Source organism: Collinsella sp. AF31-11 (assembly GCF_003475605.1).
GTDB lineage: Bacteria > Actinomycetota > Coriobacteriia > Coriobacteriales > Coriobacteriaceae > Collinsella.
Genome location: NZ_QRQS01000005.1, coordinates 95,242 through 109,357, shown reverse-complemented (window position 1 = coordinate 109,357; position 14,116 = coordinate 95,242). Strand labels below are relative to the sequence as shown.

General features: G+C 61.4%; 11 protein-coding genes. All 11 read right to left on the bottom strand.

The features are described from left to right. Positions 1 to 3: 3 nt before the first annotated feature. The 11 genes from DWZ22_RS04425 to DWZ22_RS04375 all read right to left on the bottom strand — a co-directional run bounded on the left by DWZ22_RS04425 (position 4) and on the right by DWZ22_RS04375 (position 14,114). Positions 4 to 1,515, bottom strand: coding sequence for a RodZ family helix-turn-helix domain-containing protein (locus DWZ22_RS04425; protein WP_118405529.1), 1,512 nt, complete (start codon positions 1,513 to 1,515; stop codon positions 4 to 6). Continuing rightward, complete coding sequence (locus tag DWZ22_RS04420; protein WP_233546447.1) at positions 1,515 to 4,295, bottom strand: DNA translocase FtsK; 2,781 nt, start codon at positions 4,293 to 4,295, stop codon at positions 1,515 to 1,517. Before DWZ22_RS04420 ends, DWZ22_RS04425 begins: the two co-directional genes overlap by 1 nt. A 1-nt stretch (position 4,296) precedes the next feature. Beyond that, entirely contained in the window at positions 4,297 to 5,967 is a 1,671-nt protein-coding gene (locus tag DWZ22_RS04415; protein ID WP_089573381.1) for a ribonuclease J, read from the bottom strand. 375 nt (positions 5,968 to 6,342) lie between these two features. Then, positions 6,343 to 8,589: a polyribonucleotide nucleotidyltransferase gene (locus tag DWZ22_RS04410; RefSeq protein ID WP_118405528.1), complete on the bottom strand. Its 2,247-nt coding sequence runs from the start codon at positions 8,587 to 8,589 to the stop codon at positions 6,343 to 6,345. Positions 8,590 to 8,738: 149 nt separating this feature from the next. Then, positions 8,739 to 9,017, bottom strand: a complete 279-nt coding sequence (rpsO, locus tag DWZ22_RS04405; RefSeq protein ID WP_117762997.1) for a 30S ribosomal protein S15 — start codon at positions 9,015 to 9,017, stop codon at positions 8,739 to 8,741. Between the two features lie 138 nt (positions 9,018 to 9,155). Beyond that, positions 9,156 to 9,905, bottom strand: coding sequence for a DNA repair protein RecO (gene recO / locus DWZ22_RS04400; protein WP_117742747.1), 750 nt, complete (start codon positions 9,903 to 9,905; stop codon positions 9,156 to 9,158). 15 nt (positions 9,906 to 9,920) lie between these two features. Beyond that, entirely contained in the window at positions 9,921 to 10,949 is a 1,029-nt protein-coding gene (gene era / locus DWZ22_RS04395) for a GTPase Era (protein ID WP_118405527.1), read from the bottom strand. Between the two features lie 12 nt (positions 10,950 to 10,961). Then, positions 10,962 to 11,339 (bottom strand): diacylglycerol kinase family protein, encoded by a 378-nt coding sequence (locus tag DWZ22_RS04390; RefSeq protein WP_117735184.1) that lies wholly within the window; start codon positions 11,337 to 11,339, stop codon positions 10,962 to 10,964. 9 nt (positions 11,340 to 11,348) lie between these two features. Beyond that, complete coding sequence (gene ybeY / locus DWZ22_RS04385) at positions 11,349 to 11,858, bottom strand: rRNA maturation RNase YbeY (protein WP_118405526.1); 510 nt, start codon at positions 11,856 to 11,858, stop codon at positions 11,349 to 11,351. Beyond that, on the bottom strand, positions 11,855 to 12,841 hold the full coding sequence (locus tag DWZ22_RS04380; protein ID WP_118405525.1) for a PhoH family protein: 987 nt from the start codon (positions 12,839 to 12,841) through the stop codon (positions 11,855 to 11,857). The genes ybeY and DWZ22_RS04380 overlap by 4 nt, the downstream gene beginning before the upstream one ends. Beyond that, a complete protein-coding gene (locus DWZ22_RS04375) occupies positions 12,822 to 14,114 on the bottom strand; it encodes a MiaB/RimO family radical SAM methylthiotransferase (protein ID WP_118405524.1) in 1,293 nt (430 codons plus the stop codon). Before DWZ22_RS04375 ends, DWZ22_RS04380 begins: the two co-directional genes overlap by 20 nt. Positions 14,115 to 14,116: the final 2 nt, after the last annotated feature.

Genomic DNA, 14,116 nt, shown 5'->3' with positions numbered 1-14,116 from the left:
GGCTTAATAGCTATCGTACGAATAGTCGGTAGAATCGGTGGGCGTCTGACCGTCAGTTGCGGTATCGGCGCCATCCGTGGACTGGGCATCGATGCCGTCGGTGGTATCGGTACCATCAGTGGTGTCGGCACCATCAGAACTTTCACCATTCTCGGAATCAGTCGTCTCCTTCTTGGGAACGGTGATCGTCACACGCGCCACGCCCGAAGTCTTGGTATCGTAACGGACCTTTTCGCCGTTCTTGGTAACGGTGACATCGGAAGGCTTGGACGTGGTGATCTCGATCGAGGACTCGGGCGTGTACTCCTGCTCAAAGGGGCCAGTCGCCTGGGCGCCATAGACCGACTTTCCATCGACCTTGACCTCAATCCACGCGGTCTTTCCCTTGGCAACGGAGACCTTGACCTTCGTTACCTCGTTCTCTTCCTTTTTAGCCGTCGTCTTGGTGGCGTCCGAATCGGTCGACTCATCCGTCGACTCATCGGTGTCTTCGTCCTCGTCGACCGTTTCGGTCTTCTTAGAAGACTTCTTGGTCGTCGTCTTGGTAGCAGTGGGCGTCTCGGGCGTGGTCTCGGGCGTCGAAGATGCGCAGCCGCGCAGAAGTACCACGATGAGCACGATCAGCAGCAGCGTCACGGCACCGATGCCAGCGTAGACGATACGCGGATCGAGCCCGTTGTTTTGAGGAGTACGAGATCCGCCGCGTCCACGACTGGAACTGCTGCGGCCGCCTCCCTGAGGCATACGACCACGATTGCTATCGGAACGACCACGATAGCCACCCTGGCCCTGAAGGCCGCGCTGACCCGAGCGGGGCGCAAGTTCACCGCGGCCTTGATAGCCACGCTGGCCCGAACGCGGAGCCGAAGGGCGCTGGCCACACGGCTGAGACTGAGAGCGAAGACGCGGCGTCACCTGCGTAGTATCGGCATCCGCATAGCCACCGCGAGAGCGTCCGGTGGAGACACCACGGTAACCGCGATCGGAATAGCCGCCGTCGCCGTAGCCGGCACGAGGGTCACGCGCCACGCCGCGGGCAGCGGGGAGTGCACGGTCCTCGGGCATCGGCGCACTGCGGAACCGGTCACGCTGTGAGCGAATCTCCTCGCCCGAACCCGTCTCGGTAATATAACCGGCCTGCTGAGGACGCTGTCCATAGCGGGTCGAACGACCGCCCTGAACCATCAGAAAGCGCCCGTTATCGACCGAGGAACGCGAATTGACGTAGCCGGCGGCGTCCTGAAAACGACCGCCCTGCTGCGACGTCTCGCGTTCGTATGCCATCAGGTCGTCAAAGTAGGCATTGACGACCTCGCGCGGATTGAGGCCCAAAAAGCGAGCATAGCTCGAAATCATGCCCTGCGCATAGCCGCGCGGCGGCATCGAAGCAAAGTTACCGGTCTCGAAAAACTCGATGATCTGCGGCCTGATTTTGATGGTGTTGGCGACCTGCTGAATGGAAAGGCCCATTCGGCGACGCTGCTCGAGCAGCATGTCACCAAAGCGTGCAGCCATCAGAATCCTCCAAACTCACGATCTTCACGTGCCATCTCGGCGTCGACAGATTTCAGCGCGGCAAGTCCCTCCTCGTCCAGCAGAACCTCGCGCGGCTTCGAACCGTCGGGCGGGCCGACGACACCCTTTTCTTCCAGCATGTCCATAATACGCCCGGCGCGCGCATAGCCAACCTTCAGACGACGCTGCAGGCCAGATGTGGAGCCAAGCTGCGAATCCACCACAATATGGGCGGCTTCCCAGATGAGCGGATCATCGTCTTGCGGCTCGGCGACTCCGGTGCGGACAATGCCGCCGCCACCCGCCATGGACATGGAAGCGGGCGCCACGGCAGACAGGATCTCCTCGTGGTAGTCGGGCTCGCTCTGCGACTTGACGAACTCGACAATCTCGTTGATTTCGTCGTCCGAAACAAAGCAGCCCTGGATACGGCGAGGCTTGCCCCAGTCGACCTTGGAGAACAGCATGTCACCCAAACCGGTGAGCTTTTCGGCACCCATCTGGTCGATGATGACGCGCGAGTCGATGCCCGTGGCGACGTTAAAGGCGATGCGGTTGGTGATGTTGGCCTTGATGAGACCTGTCACCACGTTGGAGCTGGGGCGCTGCGTGGCCACGATAAGATGAATACCGGCGGCACGGCCCAGCTGAGCGATACGAACGATCGACGCCTCGACATCCTTGCCGGCGACCATCATCAGGTCCGAAAGCTCGTCGATGATGATGACCAAGTAGGGCATCTTTTGCGGCGGGTTGTCGTAATGTTCAAACTCGCCGGCGGCCTGCTTTTCGTTGTAGGTCGAGATCTTACGCACGTTGAGACGCTCGAAGACCTTCAGGCGACGCTCCATCTCGGACACGGCCCATTGCAGAGCGCTAGCGGCTTGCTTGGGCTCGGTCACCACGGGCACATAGAGATGCGGCAGACCGTTATAGCCCGCAAGCTCGACGCGCTTGGGGTCGACCATGATCAGGCGAACGTCCTCGGGAAGGGCGCGCATGAGCAAGGTCGTGATGATGGAGTTGATCATGACCGACTTACCGGAGCCCGTGGTACCGGCAATCAGCAGGTGGGGCATCTTGGCGAGATCGGCGACGACCGGCGTGCCCTCGGCGTCGCGGCCGATGGCGAGCTCGAGCGGACCGCCCTTCACATAGGGCAGCACGTCGCCCAGATTGACGTTCTGGCGCTTGCGGTTGGGAATCTCGATGCCCACGAGCGAGGTGCCGGGAATCGGGGCAAAGATACGCACCGACTGAGCAGCGAGCGAAAGCGCGATATCGTCCTCGAGGCTCGAAATCTTGCTCACGCGCTCGCCCTCGCCAGGTTGCAGCTTAAAGGTCGTCACCGTAGGGCCGGCGATCCAGCCGACCACGCGGGCACTGCGGCCAAACTCAAGCAACGTGGACTGCAGCGACTCGGCAGTCTGTTCAAGCTCCTTGTCCGAAGACGCGGCAGAAGCCGACTGCGGGTTGGCATGCAGGATCTCGAGCGGCGGAAGCTTGAGGCCATCCCCTTCTTCGCCCTCGTTATCTGCAGCGTCGTCGTCCACTCCCCCATCACGAGCCGCAGCCGATTCGACAGCACTCGAGGCAGCGCTATCGGCAACCTTGGGATGCTTCAAGAAGTCGGGAATCTGAGGTGCTGCCGAGACAGGATTCACGGCAAACGGCGGCTCGGACTCGTCAATCTTATCGGGGTCGTCTTCCATCGAAAGCTGGCCGGTTACCTGGCCGCGCTTTGCATGGCGACGCGGCAGCAAAGTTGTCTTTGCGGTCTCAATCGGAGTCTCGTCGTCCTCGTCATCACCCTCGGTAAGTTCAATCTCGCTCTCGGACCAAGACGGATCGGGCTCACTCGTATTGAGCTTGGGAACCGTTTTGCCCTTCTTGGCATGTCGGCGCGGCAGCAGCGTCGTCTTAGCGCGCTCAGCCTCCACGGCATCGGACACGTCGACAAACGGATCCTCATCCTCGTCGTCATCGTCCAAAACCGGGTCCGCATCGTTGCCCATGACCGTGGTCATGGCAACATCAGAGGCCTTTTGACGAAGAATGCTCAGATGCGGACGGGCGACACCAGGCACCGACAGGGCCTCATCGTCACCCCACGGGCTCGCGTTAACATCGGCACGACGGCGTTCGGCAAAATCTGTCGCACAATCGCGGGCGGAGCGCAGCACGCCGCCCACCGAAAAGCCAATGATAACCAGGCCCACGACGACAAGGCCCAGCAGGACAACCATCGCGATAGGCTTACCCAGGGCATTCTGCAGCGCACTCGCAATAAACGCACCGATGTAGCCACCCGAGGCGGACAGATTTTGCGGAGTAAACATAAGGTCACACGAGTTGCTCGTACCCGGCACCATCAGCGAAAGAATGGAGACGACGGCGATAAAGACCACGGCGCCGCCCGCAACAGAGCGCACGTTGAGCGGCGAGTCCTCGCCTAAAAAGAGCGTGGCGGCAAACAGCAAGATGACGATCGGCAACACGTAGGCGCCCAGACCAAAGCCTAAGTGGTAGAAACCGGCAACCGCAGCTGTAACGGGTGCAGTCGCCGGCGAAATCACGGCAATAAAGGACGCAATCGCCAAAACGGCAATGACCACGCCGGCGATATCGCGATTGGCTGAGGGCTCGACCAAGGGCTCAAAATCGTCGAAGTCTGCCTCGTGGCCCTTATTGGCACGCAGATGGGAACCGGCACCCTTAGCAGATGCCGGTTGGTTATTGGCCTTATTGCCTTTGGCGTTTTGTGCAGATCCGCGCGCCAAACTAAACCTCCATGACGACCGGGATGATCATCGGACGGGTACGCGTACGGCTCCAGATAAAGTTAGAGAGCGAATCGCGCACGGCCTTGCGAATGGCATCGGAACCGCTGCTCGTAAAGCTGAACTTGCCCTTCTCGATCGTCTTCATGATGGATGCGGAGGCATCCTCGGAGAACTGGTCGTCGATGGCAAACGAAACACCGCGGCCCGAGAACTCGATGGCCTCGATCTTCTTGTGCTTGAGCGAGACGATGGCAACAGCGGTAACCATACCGTCGTTGGCGAGCTTCTGGCGATCGCGCAGGACGATGGGGTCGGTATCGCCGATACGCAGGCCGTCGACGTAGACGACGCCAGACTCGACGGGCGTACCGCGCTTGACGATACCGCCGCGCATCTCGAGCGTGTCACCGTTATCGAGGATAAAGATATGGTCGTCCTTGAGACCCATCTTGCGGGCCAGCTGGGCGTGTGCCCGCAGATGCACGGCCTCACCGTGAACCGGCATAAAATACGTGGGCTTGGCCATGGCCATCAGGAGCTTGAGCTCCTCCTGGCTACCGTGACCGGAGACGTGGACGAGAGCGCGGTTCTTATCCCACACGTCGCAGCCGAGCTTGGCCAGGCTGTTGACGACCTGCTGGACGGCCTTCTCGTTGCCGGGAACAGGAGTTGCCGAAAGGATAACGGTATCGCCCTCGTGGATGGAGAGCGTCTTGTGCTCGCCATTGGCCATGCGGGACAGGGCCGACAGCGGCTCACCTTGCGAACCGGTGCACATGACGACAATCTTGTCGTCGGGCAGGTTATCAATGTCGAAGGCATCGATGATATCAGCGTCGTCGATGTTGAGGTAGCCCAGCTCACGCGCCACGCGGGTGTTCGTGAGCATGGAGCGACCGGTCACAACGACCTTACGGCCGCACTTGCGGGCGGCATCGCAGATCTGCTGCAGACGATGGATGTGGCTCGAGAACGACGCGACGAACACGCGACCCGGCGCATTCTTGATGGCGTGCAGCAGGTTGGGACCAACCTCGGCCTCGGACTTGGTAAAGCCGGGAACCGTGGCATTGGTAGAGTCGGAAAGCAGCAGGTCGATGCCCTGCTTGGCAAAGCGGCTGATAGCGGCATAGTCGGGCGTAACGCCGTCGATGGGCGTCTGGTCGAGCTTAAAGTCGCCGGTGTGCATAACGGTGCCCTGATTGGTGCGGATGAACACGCCCAGAGCGCCGGGGATGGAGTGTGTCATCGAGAAGAAGTCGAGCGAGATGCCGCCGAGGTTGACATGGCTACCGCCCTTGACCTCGCGGAACTTGGGTGCGCGGATGCGGAACTCGGAAAGCTTGCCCTCGATGAAGCCGAGCGTCAGCTTGCTCGAGAAGATGGGCACCTTGTTGTTGAGGTCCTGCAGCAGATACGGAAGCGAACCGGTGTGGTCCTCGTGGCCGTGGGTGACGATGATACCGCGGAGCTTCTCCTCGTTCTCCAGGACATAGGTGTAGTCGGGAAGCACCAGATCGATACCGGGCTGGGAGTCATCCGGAAACATGAGGCCGGCGTCGACGAGCACCATGTCGTCGCCGCACTCAAAGACCGTCATGTTCTTGCCGATGCCATCAAGGCCGCCGAGCGGGATGATCTTCAAGGGAGATGATTTTTTAGCTGCCATAGGTAAGTGTGGTTTCCTTTCTTCGAAACGGGTCTGGAACAACCGACGGGGCGCTTCTGGCAAACCGACCGCCGGGCACATACAACAAAGCATCGCAGAGTCGATGCAGTAACCTCAGTATGATACCCATTTGCCCACCAACAGACCACCCATGCATTAAAGCCCCATCTGAACCGATCTATCCCACCGGTCTGTGGCCATCGGGGGCCGCGGGTAAAGTTTATCGCGAGTTCCGCACGAGCCGGAGAGCACTTAATGTGCTCTCCGTGCGAGCAGGACTGTAGAGCAGGAAACTTTACCCGCGGCCCCCGCCGGGAATAGGAAAAGGGCGACCCCCTTAGGAGTCGCCCTTGTTGAGCTGCTTATGTTTAGCTGTTACTCGGCGTCGTGGTGACGGCGGGGCTTGCGGCCTCCGTTGTCGCCGGGACGGCGCGGACGGTCGCTGCGCTCGGAGCGCTCGCGACGCGGACGCTCACGGCGCTGGAAGTGCTCGCCGTCGCCCTCGGAGGCACCCTCGGCGCGAGCCGGGGCCTCGGGCTTGTCAAGACGATCGAGCGAGATCTTGCCGCGATCGTCGACCTCGATGACGACGACCTTGACCTCGTCGCCAACGTTGAGGACGTCCTCAACCTTCTCGACGCGGCCCTTGGCAACGCGGGAAATGTGCAGCAGGCCGTCCTTACCGGGCAGCAGGTTCACGAAGGCGCCGAAGGGCTGGATGGAGACGACGCGACCGGTGTACTCCTCGCCCGGCTCGGGAACCTTGATGATGAGCTTGATGCGCTCGACGGCCTGGTCCACGGACTCGCCGGTGCCGCCGACAAAGACGGTGCCGTCCTCCTGGATGTCAACCGAAGCGCCGGTCTCGTCCTGGATGCTGCGGATGACCTTACCGCCGGAACCGATGACGTCGCGGATCTTATCGGTCGGAACCTGGATGGAGACGATGCGCGGAGCGGTGCTGCGCGTGGTATGACGCGGCTCGGGGATCACATCGAGCATCTTCTGCAGGATGTACGCACGACCCTCCTTGGCCTGCTGCAGGGCGCGGGCCAGGATGTCGAAGGTAAGGCCGGTGGCCTTGTTGTCCATCTGCAGGGCGGTAATGCCCTCGGTGGTGCCGGTGACCTTAAAGTCCATGTCGCCCAGGAAGTCCTCGAGACCCTGGATATCCGACAGGACCACGGTCTTGCCCTCCTCCTGGATCAGGCCCATGGCGATACCGGAGACCGGGCGCTTAATGGGCACGCCGCCGTCCATAAGGGCGAGCGTGGAACCGCAGGTCGAAGCCATCGAAGAGGAGCCGTTGGACTCCATGACCTCGGAGACCACGCGGATGGCGTAGGGGAACTCGTTTTCGTCGGGGAGCACCGGAAGCAGGGCGCGCTCGGCCAAGTTGCCGTGACCGATCTCGCGGCGCTTGGGGCTGCCCATGCGACCGGTCTCGCCGGTGCAGAACGGCGGGAAGTTGTAGTGGTGCATGTAGCGCTTGCCCTCGGTGGGCTCGATGGTATCCAGACGCTGGCCCTCGTTAAGCATGCCGAGTGACAAGACAGAGAGCACCTGGGTCTGACCGCGCTGGAACAGGCCGGAGCCGTGAACGAGCGGCAGGTAGTTGTCCTTCACCATGATGGGACGGATCTCGTCGGCGGCACGGCCGTCAACGCGCTCGCCGGTCTCGACGACCATGGTGCGCATGGCCTTCTTCTCGAGCTTCTTCAGCGCCACGGGAATCTCGCGCTCCCAAGCGGCCTGCTCCTCCTCGGTGAACTCGGCGCGGATGGACTCCTTCAGGGCCTCGACTTTGCCGATACGGGAGAGCTTGTCGGCGTCGCGCAGGGCGGCTGCCATCTCGTCGTAGTGGGCGAAGATGCGCTCCTGGACCTCCTCGACGGGCTGATCGAGCGGGTACTCCTTCTTGACGATGGGGCCGTTGACCTGCTCCCACTCGGCGACGAACTCGTCTTGAGCCTGGCAGAAGGCGGCAAGGGCCTCCTGGCCAAACTTCATGGCGGCGAGCATGTCGTCCTCGGAGATCTCCTCGGCGCCGGCCTCGACCATCGAGATGAAGTCGGCAGAGCCGCCCAGCTCCAGGTCCAGATCGGAGTTCTCGCGCTCCTCGTAGGTGGGGTTGACGATAAATTCGCCGGTCTCCACGTTACGACCGATGCGCACGCAGGCAAGCGGGCCCTCGAAGGGCACGCCGCCGAGCGTCATGGCCAGAGAGGCACCCATAACGTTGATGACGTCAAAGGGGTTGACCTGGTCGGCGACAAGCGAGGTGGCGACGATGTGCACCTCGTTGCGGAAGCCGTCCGGGAAGCTCGGGCGAATCGGACGGTCGATCATGCGCGCGGTGAGCGTGGCCTTCTCGCTGGGACGGCCCTCACGCTTAAGGTAGCCACCCGGGATGCGGCCAGCGGCGTACATCTTCTCGTTGAAGTCGACGGTCAGCGGGAAGAAGTCGTAGTTCTTGCGCTCCTTGGAGACGACCACGGTGTCGAGCATCGTGGTATCGCCCTGCTTGACCAGGCAGGCGCCGGTGGCCTGCTTGGCAAGCTCGCCCGACTCAAAGGTGTAGGTCTTGCCGTACAGCTCAAAGGTCTTGGATACGAGTGTCATTGTTCTCCTTTACCCCACAGGCCCCTTGCCTGCGGGCTTCTCATGTGACGCGGGCCCCCTGCCCCCGCCACGCTTCAGAGCGTGATTGTTCACGCCCTTACACAAAAAGAGCGCCCCGCTGCGCAGGACGCTCTTAGCATGTACAAATCCTACTGGATGTTGTCGCGGATGCCCAGAGCCTTGATGAGCTCACGGTACTCGACGATGTCGTTCTTCTTGATGTAGGAGAGAAGACGACGACGACGGCCGACGAGCATGAGCAGGCCACGACGGGTGTGGAAGTCCTTCTGGTGGGACTTCATGTGCTCGGTCAGCTCCTTGATGCGCTCGGTCAGGATGGCGACCTGAACCTTGGGGTTACCGGTGTCGACCGGGGAGTTACCGAACTGGGCGGTCAGCTCCGCCTTGCGCTCTTTGGAAACAGTCATTGTTTCACCTTTCGTTTCTTGTCGCCCGCGGGCGACACTATTCGCCTCGGACTGGGAAGCCGCCGGTGGAGCGAGCATCCAAGGTCGAGGTACTAACAGGGCGGTATGTTACCACAAGCAGCCCGCGTCTGTGCATCATCACCGACCCAACATGAATTCCATCGCACGGAGGCGCTGATCGGTGTGCGTCGCAGCCCAAACATGTGAAAGCCCCAACAAAAAGGCAGCGGTATGGGGGTCGACCCTCTCGGCCATAAGCGCATCGAAGGTCATGGACATGAGGGCGCGCAGCCACGCGACCTCACCGGTCGACACCAGCTCGGCACCCGGAACGCTAGACGCACACGACCCGCACATGAGCCCGCCGGCCTGGGGCGAAAAATACGACAGCATAGGGTCTCCGCACAGCACGCAAGCCGAAAAATCGGGTCGGTAGCCAACGTGCGATAGCAGCTTAAAGACATATGCCGCCACGAGCAGGTCCATATGCGCCGCGTCGAGCCCGCCGCCCACCAGGGCAAGCGCCCGCTGCGTGATGGCAAAGGTAAACGGGTCCTCGGCGTCCTCGAATGAGCACACACGCGCGACCTCGGCAATCGCGCTTGCGGCGCAGGTCGTCTCGTAATCGGGCGCGGCGCCGAGCGGCGCTTCCATAAGCTCGGCCTGGGAAACCACATCGAGCGAGCGTCCATGTGCGAGCAGCATATCGACGGTACAGAACAGCTCGCAGCGCGCTGCCAAGCGCCCACCGGGTTTGCGCGCGCCCTTTGCCACGGCACGAACCTGCCGACCCCGCTCGTCAAGCATCGTCAGGATCAGGTCCGTCTCTTTGAGCTTCGTCTTATCGAGGACGAGGACCTTCGTGCGATATGTCCGGGAGCCTGCCATGCGCGTCGCGCGTCCTTAATCTTCGGCATTGTAGCCAAAACGGCGAATCTGAGCCTCGTCGTCGCGCCAACCGGCCTTGACCTTTACGTCCAGCTCCAAAAAGACCTGCGTGCCAAAGATGCGCTCAAGATCACGACGGGCATCGATGCCGATATGTTTGATCATCTCGCCGCCCTTGCCGATGATGATGCCCTTTTGGCCCTCGCGCTCGACGTAAATGGTGGCATGTACGCGCAACACCTTTTTGGTCTGCTCGAGCGCATCACAGATCACGCCCACGGAATGCGGAATCTCATCACGGGTGCGGTGAAGAACCTTCTCGCGCACAAACTCGGCAACGAGCGTCTCGTCGGAAGCATCGGTGCCCATGTCCTCGGGGAACCAGCGAGGACCCTCGGGCAAAAAGTGCGCAACGGTCTCGATGAAGGCATCGACGTTAAAGTTCTTGACCGACGACGTCACGATCTCGTCGTCATAGTCCATGAGCTCGTGGGCTGCCTTGAGCTGCTCCATGACCTGTGCGGGGTCGGCCTCATCGGCCTTGGTGAGCACCAGGACCTTCTTGCAGCGGGCGCTCTTGACGCGCTCGGCAACCCAGGCATCTCCCCTGCCGATCGGCTTGGTGGCGTCAATCAAAAACGCGACGACGTCAACATCGTTCAGCTCGAACAGCGCACTCTTGTTGAGCTCGGAACCCAGGCCATCCTTGGGCTTATGAATACCCGGGGTATCGACAAAGACCAGCTGGTAGCCGGGACGATTGACGACGGCGCGCATACGGCGGCGGGTCGTCTGTGCCACCGGCGAGGTGATGGCAACCTTTTTGCCGTAGCAGGCATTAAGTAGCGTGGACTTGCCGGCGTTAGGGCGACCGACCAGGGCCACGAAGCCGCTGCGGAAACCGGGTTCCACGTCACCAAAGCCCATAGGACCGTCATCCTCGTCGCATAGGGCGTCGAGTTCCTCATCGCTCATGCCCTCAAACGGGTCGAATTCCTCGACCTCGTCCAGAACCTCATCGGTAGGCTGCATATTGTCGGACATGGGAATCCCTTTCTAAATAAAGCCGAGCGCGTGGGCAAATACCAGCAAGCCCACAATCGCGGCGGTGATGGAAAGAACGTATACAGAGGCGGCGGCGATGTCCTTCGCACGCTTGGCCAGCGGATGAAGTTCCTGGGTCGCCAGGTCGACGATGGCCTCCATAGCGGTGTTGCACAGCTCGCCGTGAATCACCAGGCCACAACAGATGATAATCGTGGCCCACTCGGCAATGTCGAGCCCCACGATGCAGCCGGCAACGACGGTGCACACGCCCGCAACGAGCATGACCTTAATGTTGCGCTCGGTCTTGACGGCGGTGACGAAGCCCTCCATGGCGTAGGAAAACGACTTTAAGAAGGACGGATGGTCCTTGTTCGATCCGGGAATCATAGACGGCTCCTAGTCGTGGACGTGGTTGGTGATGGGGCCGACGTGGACTAGCTTGGGGTCCTCGCCGCGCTCGAGCGCTAGATCGCGCAGGATGGCGTCCTCGCGGGCCTCCATGACCTCGGCCTCGTCGTCCTCGATGTGGTCATAGCCCAGCAGGTGCAGCATGCCGTGTACGAGCATCAGACGGCACTCGCCAGCGGGGCTATTGCCAAAACCGGGGGCCTGACGGGCAATAACCTGCGGGGCCAAGATAATATCGCCGAGCTCGAGCGTCACATCGGCGGGAATGTCATCGTCAAAGGCCGAATCGCACTCGAACGAGAGTACATCGGTGGTGCGGTCGATACCGCGCCACTCGTGGTTGAGCCCGTGCATCTCGTCCTCGTCGACATACGAAAGGGAAATCTCGACTTCACGTTCAACGCCCTCAGCGGCGAGCACAACCTCGCAGATGTGTTCCACCTCTTGCGCGTCGAGCAGCGTATCGAGCTCGGCATCGTTGCTGATCAATACACTCAACGGGGCTCCTTTCGATCGTGTGCGCGCTTCTCGCGAACATCATCATAAGCATCGTATGCCTCGACGATACGACCCACCAGGGCATGGCGCACCACGTCGGCATGCTCCAGGTGTGCAAACGCCACATCGTCGACACGGCCCAAAATCCGCTCAACATCGGCAAGGCCGCCACGGCGACCCACCAGGTCGCGCTGGCTCAGGTCGCCAGTAATCACAAACTTGGAGTTAAAGCCCAAGCGCGTCAGGAACATCTTCATCTGCTCGGGCGTGGTATTTTGTGCCTCGTCGAGTACCACGAAGGGATCGCTCAGCGTACGGCCGCGCATGTAGGCGAGCGGGGCAATCTCGATCACACCGTGTTCCATAAGCTCATCGGTGCGCTCGCGATCCATCATGTCAAAAAGGGCGTCGTAGAGCGGGCGCATATACGGGTCGATCTTTTCCTCGAGGGTGCCGGGCAAAAAGCCCAGGTTCTCCCCCGCCTCGACAACCGGGCGCGTCAAGATTAGGCGACCCACCTCATGACGCTTAAGCGCAGCGACGGCGAGCGCCATGGCCAGATAGGTCTTACCGGTACCGGCAGGACCCAAGCCAAAGGTGATGGTATGCGAGCGGATAGCATCCACATAGCGCTTTTGCCCGAGCGTCTTGGGGCGAATGACGCGGCCGCGATACGAAAGCAGCACGTCCTCGCGAAGCGACGTAGCCTCGTGCTCACCGTCGCGCAAGACGGCCAGGCAACGCGAGACATCGTCGGCAGAAAGGGTACGGCCGGCCGCCGCCTCGCGAAAAGCATGTTCGAAAAAGCGCGCCACGAGCTCGACCTCGTCCGGGTCACCGCTCACGGCGATGCTATCGCCACGGGCGACCACATGGGCGCGAACCAAGCTCTCGAGCGCACGAAGGACGCCGTCGCCGGCGCCCAAAACGCGCGAGGGGTCAATTCCCTCGGGAACGGTAAGTCTAATCTTCGAGGCTTCCATGAACCTCCCTGCATGCATGGACCAAGCCGGAATCATCGACTCCGATGATAGTAACATCGAGCAGGCACGGAGCTGTAAGTCCACAGGTATCGTCAAGACGGGCATGATGGAACGAGCCGAGTGTCAGGTTGTCACCATACTCGAGCACGGCGCGCTCAACGGTTCCCACGCGACGACGAGCGTCGGCAATGGCGAGCTCCTGAGCAGCCGCGCGCATGCGGCGGCTGCGCTCGGCCATGACCTCAGGTGGTACCTGGTCGGGCATGTCGGCGGCGAGGGTGCCGGGGCGCTTGCTATAGCGGAACACGTGCATGCGCGAAAAGCCCACGCGACGGCATAGCGCCAGCGACTCCTCGAACTCCTCATCCGTCTCACCGGGAAAACCGACGATAACGTCGCACGAAAGAGACGCCTGCGGCAGGTTGGCGCGAATCATGCGCACCGTGTCCTCAAAGGCCTCGGCGCTATAGGGACGGCCCATGCGATGCAGGGTCGCCGTGCAGCCAGACTGCACGGGCAGGTGCAAAAACGGGGCGATACGCTGCGGATAGCGAGCCATAACCTTAAGCAGGCGCTCAGAGATATCCATGGGCTCGACTGAGGAAATGCGCACATGCGGAATAGACGTGCGCTCCATAATGGCCTCGAGCAGCTCATCGATTTCGACATGTTCATCGGTCGCGCTCTTGCCATCGTAGGCACCCAGGTTCACACCGGTCAGCACCACCTCGGGCACGTCGGCCTCCTGGGCTTCGCGAACTTGCTCGAGCACGGACTCGACGGGCACGGAGCGCTCGGGGCCGCGTGCCTTCCACACAATGCAATAGGTGCAGCGATGGTTGCAGCCGTCCTGAATCTTCACGCCCAGGCGAGAGCGACCGAGCGCATCGACCACCTCGCCATCACTGCAGGCTGGAACGCTATCGGACTCAACGCCCAGCACCTCGCAGACACGTTCGGCGACATCGATCTTGGACGGCTCGGCGATCACGCGATCCGAAAGCTCCAGCAGTTCCTCGGGATGCAAATTGACCACGCATCCGGTCACGACCACATAGGGGTCTTTTGGATGGGCCAGCGCATGGCGGACGGCCTTACGGGTCTTGGCCTCGGCCTCGCCCGTAACGGCACAGGTGTTAATGACGATCAGATCGGCATCCTGGGGCTCCACCGTGGCAAAGCCCAGGCGCATAAGATCGGCAGTGATACGGTCAGATTCAACCCGGTTGACACGACATCCGAGGTTGACGACGGAAATATGGGGTGCGAGCACGC

Excerpts from the sequence above, each read along its gene's own strand:
- era (WP_118405527.1), bottom strand. The coding sequence starts at position 10,949 with ATGTCCGACAATATGCAGCCTACCGATGAGGTTCTGGACGAGGTCGAG.
- DWZ22_RS04390 (WP_117735184.1), bottom strand. The coding sequence starts at position 11,339 with ATGATTCCCGGATCGAACAAGGACCATCCGTCCTTCTTAAAGTCGTTT.
- DWZ22_RS04380 (WP_118405525.1), bottom strand. The coding sequence starts at position 12,841 with ATGGAAGCCTCGAAGATTAGACTTACCGTTCCCGAGGGAATTGACCCC.
- DWZ22_RS04425 (WP_118405529.1), bottom strand. The coding sequence starts at position 1,515 with ATGGCTGCACGCTTTGGTGACATGCTGCTCGAGCAGCGTCGCCGAATG.
- rpsO (WP_117762997.1), bottom strand. The coding sequence starts at position 9,017 with ATGACTGTTTCCAAAGAGCGCAAGGCGGAGCTGACCGCCCAGTTCGGT.
- DWZ22_RS04415 (WP_089573381.1), bottom strand. The coding sequence starts at position 5,967 with ATGGCAGCTAAAAAATCATCTCCCTTGAAGATCATCCCGCTCGGCGGC.
- DWZ22_RS04410 (WP_118405528.1), bottom strand. The coding sequence starts at position 8,589 with ATGACACTCGTATCCAAGACCTTTGAGCTGTACGGCAAGACCTACACC.
- recO (WP_117742747.1), bottom strand. The coding sequence starts at position 9,905 with ATGGCAGGCTCCCGGACATATCGCACGAAGGTCCTCGTCCTCGATAAG.